The sequence below is a fragment of the Gemmobacter megaterium genome, assembly GCF_900156815.1.
GTDB lineage: Bacteria > Pseudomonadota > Alphaproteobacteria > Rhodobacterales > Rhodobacteraceae > Wagnerdoeblera > Wagnerdoeblera megaterium.
In genome coordinates this window covers 1-5,237 of the sequence record NZ_FTOT01000029.1, presented here as the reverse complement: position 1 = coordinate 5,237, position 5,237 = coordinate 1, and the positions used below count along the sequence as shown (strand labels likewise).

Sequence of the window (5,237 nt, the reverse complement as noted above, 5' to 3'; positions counted from 1 at the left end):
CCCCCGCCGCGCTGGACCCTGCCGATCTGTGGGAGACGGTGGCCGGCCTGCCCACGCCCAAGGCCGCCAGCCCCCTCCCGACCATCGAGGCCGGATGCGCCCCCTATGCCACCGACCTGCGCGGAACGGCCATTCCCGACAACGGCACCGCGTTGATCGGCGCGGTGCAGGCGCTGCCATGATCGACGAGGCAACCGACCCATGCGCGCGGATCGCCCGCTGCGCTGGCTTTTTCATGCAGATCGGCCAGCCGATCACCCGCGGGCAGGCCGCGCTGATCGTCGTGCTGGGCGATCACCGCTTTGCCGTAGACTATCAGCAGATCATCGACTGCCTGCGCGACTATCTGGGCTACAGCCCGCGCGAGGACGTGATCCGCCGCTGGAAACGAGGGGTCAAGGCGGCCCTGGCCGGGACAGACCTTGATCTGCTGACCTTGCACGGCGTCGGGATCATGCTGTCGCGACCCAAAGGATGGGCTGCGCCCTGGGACTGACCCGTGCCTGATTCCGCCCCACAGGCTCCGTCTAACAACCGTCTAACAAACCGCCCCGCACCTGCGGGGCTTTTTCATATGGAGAACACGATGATGAACCGCATCGTCTGGCACCATACCGGTGGCGGCTATAGCCCCGGCCCGGAGGATCGCCGCGGCTACCATCGGCTGATCGACGGGGACGGGCAGGTCCAAGATGGGCACCATGCCATCGCCGCCAACGCACCCGGCCGTGCGCTGACACCCGGCACCTATGCGGCCCACACGCGGGGGCTAAACACCGGGGCGATCGGCGTCGCTATCTGTGCCATGGCCGGCGCAGGCTGGGGCGGGGCTGTGCCCTGGACGCATCCGGTCAAGCCTGCCCAGGTCGATGCCCTGGTGGCCGAGACAGCGCGGCTCTGCGACCGCTACGGAATCGTGCCGGGGCCACGCACCACGCTGAGCCATGCCGAGGTCGAGCCAACGCTGGGCGTGGTCCAGGCAGGCAAATGGGATTTCGACTATCCGCCCCGTGGCGGGCCCGGCGCCCGCGATCCCATCGCCATTGGCGACGAACTGCGGGCCGAGGTTGCGCGGCTTCTGTCCTCGCGGCCTGTGGCACCGGATCCGATCCGTCCAGTCCTGCGCCAGGGCGCAACGGGCCAGCATGTCCGCGACCTGCAACGCCTGCTGCGGGGCCCCGGCATAGACGGCGCCTTTGGCCCGCTGACCCGGCGCGCGGTCGTCGAATTTCAGAGCCGCAATGAACTTCTACCCGACGGCATCGTCGGGCCGATGACCTGGGCCGCACTGGCCCCCCAAGGCTGAAAGGAGCCTCCGATGTCCAATGTACTTGTCCGCATGGTCCTCTACGTCCTGTCACCGCTGCTGGCGACGGCGATCGCGCTTGTCCCCGGCTGGGGCGTGGCCTTCGACGGCACCACGCTCACGATCAACATCGAGGTGCTGATCGGGGCCGTCGTGGCCGCATTCGGGCTGTCGGGGGCCGTGTTTGCCAGGTGGGGGGTGAGGTAATCACGATTTGATAACCCCAGCGCCATATGTGCTTCTGGCGCTGGGGTTATCTCGCAAGTCGTTGGTGGCGGCTACAGAAGGAAATCGGATGCCTCAAGTGAGGTCAGGCCGTTGACGCCGATGGTGAAATCTGCCTTTCCATCCCCGTCAATGTCGCCGCGCAGAACGCCTGCTGCGAAACGCAGTTCGCCCGCCTCTCCCGAAAACTTTGAACTGCCGATGAAGTTGAACGCCTGATTCCCGGCGCTTGTCACATCTGCATCGAACGCCAACACGATCTTGTCGATACCTTGTTCGAAATCTGTGATCGTGTCCTGCGTCGATCCTTTTCCGGCATTTGCAGCTGAGCTGAAGATGAAATGATCGGCGCCCGCGCCTCCGGTCAGGGTATTGCGACCGGCGCCACCGTCAAGCCGATCATTGCCAGCTCCCCCGAACAGGCTGTCGTTACCGCGCCCACCAAACAACGTGTCATTTCCGGCATCGCCATAGAGCTTGTCGTGGCCCTTTCCACCCTCGAGGCGGTCGCCGCCGCGACCGCCATACAGCTGGTCATTGCCCGCTTCACCATTGATGATATCGCGCCCTTTTCCACCCCAGATGGTGTCATTGCCGCGGCCGCCATCGAGCAGGTCATCGCCTGCTTCGCCATAGAGCTTGTCATGGCCAGTGCCGCCAGACACGGTATCGTTGCCCTTGCCGCCATAGACGAGATCGTTCCCGCCGCCACCGTCGATCTGGTCCCGGCCAATGCCGCCAGTAAGGGTGTTGGCGAACTCGTCGCCGATGATCACATCATGCTCGGTGATTGTCGGGTTGCCGATCCGTTCGATGGGGATATCGGTACCCGGGCCATAGAACCCCCAGTTCAGCAGCTGAATGCGGTGAACAGAGGCGATGAAGCTGTTCATGTCGGCCGCAGAGCTCATCTCGGGTATCGGGTTCCCAGAGATCTGCATCAGGAATGTGTCGTTCCCGCCCAGTTCTACCGTAAGAATATTGGAAACGCCGCCGCTCCAGGAGAGCTGCTCGGTTTCTGCATCAAGATTGGGAATCTGGTGCAGGGGAACCACGGTATCGTTGATGCGCAGCGTCATCAGTTCGGTTTCGACATAGATGTACTCGTCTGGCACGCCACCTGTATAGGTTCTTGAATAGCGCAGCGTGGCATCTGCTCCATCTGCCACGATATCCATGGAAGCCTTCTGAAGCCGCGAGACCGACCCGTCTTGACTGAATGTCGCTATGTAGCCTTGGAAGGTGAATGTCGTCATGAAGCTCTCCTGGCAAAACTGGTTCCGGTGATCGCTCGAATGCATGAGATCCTAGCAGGATGCCCCCCAGTGTCCAAGCAGTTCACTGCCGGCGCAGGGCGGAGTGCGCTTCACCGATGGCCGCATCGGCAATCTGAAAGCGTCCGTCCGCGACGCTAAGCGCGCGTTGGGTACGTTGACCGAGGTGCTGATCGGGGCTCTCGTAGCCGCGTTCGGGCTGTCGGGGGCCGTGTTCACCAGGTGGGGGGGGGGTAGCACTTGCGATGACGGTTCGGCCGTGCGGTAGCATGGGGCGGAATGCCGACTGTCGCGACGCTCTGCCCCAAGGTCTTCTATGCGGGACTAAGCGGACGTTTGCACCAGCAGCATGGACTAGGCTTGCCCTGGCGGGAAGCGCAGTAGTCTCGGGCAGAACGTCCGAACCAACACTGGTTTCTGACCCTTGCGGATACGGCTGAGAAATTGGATGCTTGGCGAAGATATTAGAACGAGGAACGGCTACACGGCGCGATCTGCAACAAGGTCCCGATCATGCTGACGAAATCAGGGGGCGCCACCAGCCCGTCACCCTGAGCGAAGTCGGAAAACTCTGCCTACGGCCGGTCCAAGGTTGGGGCTCGGATCAATGACCATCGGGCTCCGGTTGTGGGTGGATGAAAGACCAGTGGCAGGTCACTGTTAACTGCGAGGCTTTAGGGGGCCGCTGATGGGGGTTTACAATGAATTCTACGCATTCAAGGACAACTACAACATCGGCACAGATCTAATCTCATCGATCGGCAGACGGTATCGGCGCATCACAGCGCGCCTTAACAAGGACTTCTGGGACACCGACTCAGAAACCGCCCACAGCCTGTATGTCGGCTCCTACGGACGAGATACCGCAGCAAAGGGCATCAGCGACCTCGACGTAGGATTCCGCCTCCCGTACGATCTCTACGCGAAGTTCGATGCCTATCAGGTCAACGGACAATCAGCGCTCCTGCAGTCTGTACGAGCCTCCCTTCAGAAAACTTACCCAACCAGCAACATCGGCGGAGACGGTCAGGTCGTCGTGATCAAATTCGACGACGGGGTCACCTTCGAAATCCTCCCATACTTCGACAACAAAGGCGGGACCTGGACCTATCCGGATTCTAACGGCGGCGGTTCATGGAAAACATGCAATCCGAAAGCTGAGATCGAGGCTGTCCATAACCGCAACCTGCTCGTAAACCGAAACCTCAAACCCCTCTGCCGCATGATGAGGGTTTGGAAGGACCACAATGATGTCCCGATGACCGGGGCCCTGATCGATACCCTCGCCTACCAATTTATCGATACTTGGTCTCACAAGGCGCAATCTTACGGCTACCACGATTTCATGGCCCGCGATTTCTTGAAATACCTCTACGAACAGAATGAAAGTCAACAATTCTGGCTGATGCCCGGCAGCGGCTCACGGGCGTACAGAACCGGAGTGTTCTGGAGGAAAGCGCTCACCGACTACAACATCGCGGTTGAAGCATGCCTCTTGCAGACCGATTCTGTAGCAATCGAGCGACGCGCGAAATGGAGAAGTGTCTTTGGCCCAACCTTCCCAGTCTGATCCCCGCTTCCATCTCGAAAGCCAGGTGCGCGAGTGTTACGGGCGCTGCGCCTACACCCATAAAATCCACGAGAGGATGGCTGAACGACACGCCAACCATCAGTGGTTGGCGAAGTGGTTCAATATCGTCCTATCCGCCCTGATTGCTGGCGGAGCGGTCGCGGCGGTCTTCAAGACGGAGACAGGGCTCCTTAACTATGCCGAGTATGCCACCGCTGCTCTCGCGATCCTCAGCCTGATCTATAACGCCTACCAGAAGGACCTCGACCCTGGCGCGCTTGCGCAGCGTCACAGGGAAACAGCGTCCGATATCTGGAACGTTCGGGAGTCATACCTCAGCCTGATCACTGACGTTTTGAACGACGAAGTGCCGATCGAGCAAATTCGCGAGAAGCGCGACGAGCTGCAGGCCAAGCTCCATGAGATATATCGCGCCGCCCCGTTTACCGACGGGAAAGCATACGCCGCAGCTCAAAAGGGCCTCAAGGACAACGAGGAGCTCATGTTTAGCGACAAAGAGATCGACAACATGCTCCCTACATCGCTACGGCGATCATAGAGGGCAGCATGGGTGAAAAGCACTAACTAGCGCACTGTCAACAATTGCTGCAATCGAAGTGCTGCCGCGCTGCAGGTTGTCTCTGCTCACAACTCGCAATACTGCGACTGCTAAGGGTCTTTCGCACTACACCCTGCACGACGGTCCGCTAAGGGCTCGAAGCAGCCGTTCGCCCCAAGTTGCACGAAGGTAGCCTATGGGCCGTTTATCGTAAGCGTTAGCTGGCTCCCACGAGGTTTTCAGCTTGACGGCTTGAAGTTCCACGGGAGCAGGTCGTCGATGCGGCTTTGGCGGTGACCGTTT

7 protein-coding genes and 1 pseudogene are annotated in these 5,237 nt (G+C 60.6%); 7 read left to right on the top strand and 1 reads right to left on the bottom strand.

From position 1 onward, the window contains the following. From BW970_RS20860 to BW970_RS20030, 4 genes are all read left to right on the top strand, one after another. The coding region (locus tag BW970_RS20860) for a hypothetical protein (RefSeq protein WP_159441489.1) at positions 1-182 on the top strand (182 nt) is incomplete at its 5' end. After that, positions 179-496 carry a hypothetical protein gene (locus tag BW970_RS20040; RefSeq protein ID WP_076534705.1) on the top strand — a complete coding sequence of 106 codons (318 nt, stop codon included), beginning with the start codon at positions 179-181 and terminating at the stop codon, positions 494-496. The genes BW970_RS20860 and BW970_RS20040, both read left to right, overlap by 4 nt. 90 nt (positions 497-586) lie before the next feature. Further along, positions 587-1,306, top strand: coding sequence for a peptidoglycan recognition protein family protein (locus tag BW970_RS20035; protein ID WP_159441488.1), 720 nt, complete (start codon positions 587-589; stop codon positions 1,304-1,306). Between the two features lie 12 nt (positions 1,307-1,318). Next, on the top strand, positions 1,319-1,513 hold the full coding sequence (locus tag BW970_RS20030) for a hypothetical protein (protein ID WP_076534701.1): 195 nt from the start codon (positions 1,319-1,321) through the stop codon (positions 1,511-1,513). A 71-nt stretch (positions 1,514-1,584) separates the two neighbouring features. Here BW970_RS20030 and BW970_RS20025 read toward each other — a convergent pair whose 3' ends face one another. Further along, positions 1,585-2,787 (bottom strand): calcium-binding protein, encoded by a 1,203-nt coding sequence (locus tag BW970_RS20025; RefSeq protein WP_159441487.1) that lies wholly within the window; start codon positions 2,785-2,787, stop codon positions 1,585-1,587. Between the two features lie 405 nt (positions 2,788-3,192). Here BW970_RS20025 and BW970_RS21200 point away from each other — a divergent pair. The 3 genes and pseudogenes from BW970_RS21200 to BW970_RS20005 form a co-directional block, all read left to right on the top strand. Continuing rightward, a pseudogene (locus tag BW970_RS21200) lies at positions 3,193-3,360 on the top strand (integrase core domain-containing protein); the annotation flags it as partial. A gap of 133 nt (positions 3,361-3,493) precedes the next feature. Further along, positions 3,494-4,375, top strand: a complete 882-nt coding sequence (locus BW970_RS20010; protein ID WP_076534697.1) for an SMODS domain-containing nucleotidyltransferase — start codon at positions 3,494-3,496, stop codon at positions 4,373-4,375. Beyond that, positions 4,353-4,934 (top strand): SLATT domain-containing protein, encoded by a 582-nt coding sequence (locus tag BW970_RS20005; protein ID WP_076534695.1) that lies wholly within the window; start codon positions 4,353-4,355, stop codon positions 4,932-4,934. The genes BW970_RS20010 and BW970_RS20005 overlap by 23 nt, the downstream gene beginning before the upstream one ends. Positions 4,935-5,237: the final 303 nt, after the last annotated feature.

Coding starts and splice junctions, on each gene's coding strand:
- BW970_RS20025 (WP_159441487.1), bottom strand. CDS start 2,787: ATGACGACATTCACCTTCCAAGGCTACATAGCGACATTCAGTCAAGAC.
- BW970_RS20030 (WP_076534701.1), top strand. CDS start 1,319: ATGTCCAATGTACTTGTCCGCATGGTCCTCTACGTCCTGTCACCGCTG.
- BW970_RS20035 (WP_159441488.1), top strand. CDS start 587: ATGATGAACCGCATCGTCTGGCACCATACCGGTGGCGGCTATAGCCCC.
- BW970_RS20010 (WP_076534697.1), top strand. CDS start 3,494: ATGGGGGTTTACAATGAATTCTACGCATTCAAGGACAACTACAACATC.
- BW970_RS20040 (WP_076534705.1), top strand. CDS start 179: ATGATCGACGAGGCAACCGACCCATGCGCGCGGATCGCCCGCTGCGCT.